Origin of the sequence: uncultured Campylobacter sp. (assembly GCF_938040115.1) — a bacterium.
GTDB lineage: Bacteria > Campylobacterota > Campylobacteria > Campylobacterales > Campylobacteraceae > Campylobacter_A.
This window is the reverse complement of sequence record NZ_CALHXD010000261.1, coordinates 1-1,534: the sequence shown is the minus strand read 5'-3', so window position 1 is coordinate 1,534 and position 1,534 is coordinate 1. Positions and strand designations below refer to the sequence as shown.

The window sequence follows — 1,534 nt, the reverse complement described above, 5'->3', positions numbered from 1 at the left end:
GATAAAACGACCCGTCGTCAAGCTTTTTTAAATTTATCACCGCGTAGTCCTCACCGTCACACGTTATCAAAAACGCGAAAAATTTATCGCGCTTTTTTAGCGCTTCGCGGTAGGCTTCGTGCTGCTTTACCGTGATGGGTTCGGGCGAATTTGATACGGTTCTAACATATTCTTGATTTCTATATTCTAAGATTTTTCGGTACTTCTCGTCGCTTAAATTTACGAAATTTATGATTTCTAGCCGTTTTTTTCTCATGCTTTTTCCCTTGATTTTTGCACCGCTTTGTATAAAAACTCCGCTCTTATCCAGTCTTGCGGCGTATCTATATCCTGCACCAAGTGGCGCGGTAAAACGATCGCTATGCTATCTCGCCCGAAAAAAATTTCATCGCTCGAAGGCGCGTCCAAATTCGTCCAGTAAAACTGCCCCGCGTCTTGATAAGCCTCCTCTAAATCCTGGCTTCGTTTGGCGAAATTTTCTCGCCAAAACATCTCGCATCGCCCGTCCTTAGCGATCTTAAACGTCCGCCAGATGGGAAACGGCATAGAAGTGCACGAAAAGGCGTTTTTGGCATTTGAGGCACGTAGCTTTTCAAGGCCTAGTTTAATGTAAAATTCGTCTATCAGCGGCGCGGTAGCGTAAATCGTACAAACGAATTTTATCCTATCGCCTCTTGCTTGCAAAAATTTTATCGCATGCTCTACGACAGCACCCGTCGCGGTATAATCGTCGCTTAACTCTTTTGGACGCATAAACGGTACGCTAGCGCCCGCGTTTTTCGCGATGCCCGCTATCTCCTCGTCGTCGGTTGAGACGATAATCTCGTCAAAAATCCCCGCCCTAATCGCCGCTTCTATGCTATAAGCGATCATCGGCTTACCGCAAAAAGGCTTTATATTTTTTCGTGGGATTCTTTTGCTGCCGCCGCGAGCGGGGATGACGGCGATGGTTTTGGCGTCCATTTTTTTCCTTGTTTTTAGGGAGATTATAGCCTAGCGGGGCAAATTTTATGATAAAATCAAACTAAAATTTCGGAGCCGAATTTATGAAAATAGCAAATTTCGATACGAACGAAAAGGTTCTTTTAATCGCCGAACTCTCGGCAAATCACTCCGGCAGCCTACAAACGGCGCTTGATACGATCAAAGCCGCTAAACGCGCAGGTGCAGACGCCATAAAACTGCAAACATACACGCCGGGTAGCCTGACGCTAAATTCCAAAAAAGAGGATTTTATGCTACGCGGCGGGCTGTGGGACGGGTATGATTTATATAGCCTTTATCAAAAAGCCTTAACTCCGCGCGAGTGGCACGAAACGCTTTTTAAAACGGCCGCAAACGAAGGATTAATCTGCTTTTCAAGCCCGTTTAGCAACGACGACGCCGATTTTTTGGAGCGCTTTGACCCGCCTGCTTACAAAATCGCTAGCTTTGAGGTAACCGATTACGATTTTATACGGCATATAGCCAAAAAAGGCAAACCGGTCGTCATCTCGACTGGCATCGCTACCCTGCGGGAGATCGAAGACGCAGT

The 1,534-nt window shown here is 46.2% G+C and carries 3 protein-coding genes; 1 reads left to right on the top strand and 2 read right to left on the bottom strand.

The annotated features are described in order from the left end of the window. Nucleotides 1-256 (bottom strand): hypothetical protein (locus Q0314_RS08740; protein WP_298058312.1); only part of this gene is annotated, 256 nt, incomplete at its 3' end. Beyond that, nucleotides 253-963 (bottom strand): pseudaminic acid cytidylyltransferase, encoded by a 711-nt coding sequence (gene pseF / locus Q0314_RS08735; RefSeq protein ID WP_298058309.1) that lies wholly within the window; start codon nt 961-963, stop codon nt 253-255. The genes pseF and Q0314_RS08740, both read right to left, overlap by 4 nt. An 83-nt stretch (nt 964-1,046) precedes the next feature. On the opposite strand from pseF, the gene Q0314_RS08730 reads away from it, so the two are divergent. Beyond that, a partial coding sequence (locus Q0314_RS08730; RefSeq protein WP_298058307.1) for an N-acetylneuraminate synthase family protein occupies nt 1,047-1,534 on the top strand: 488 nt, incomplete at its 3' end.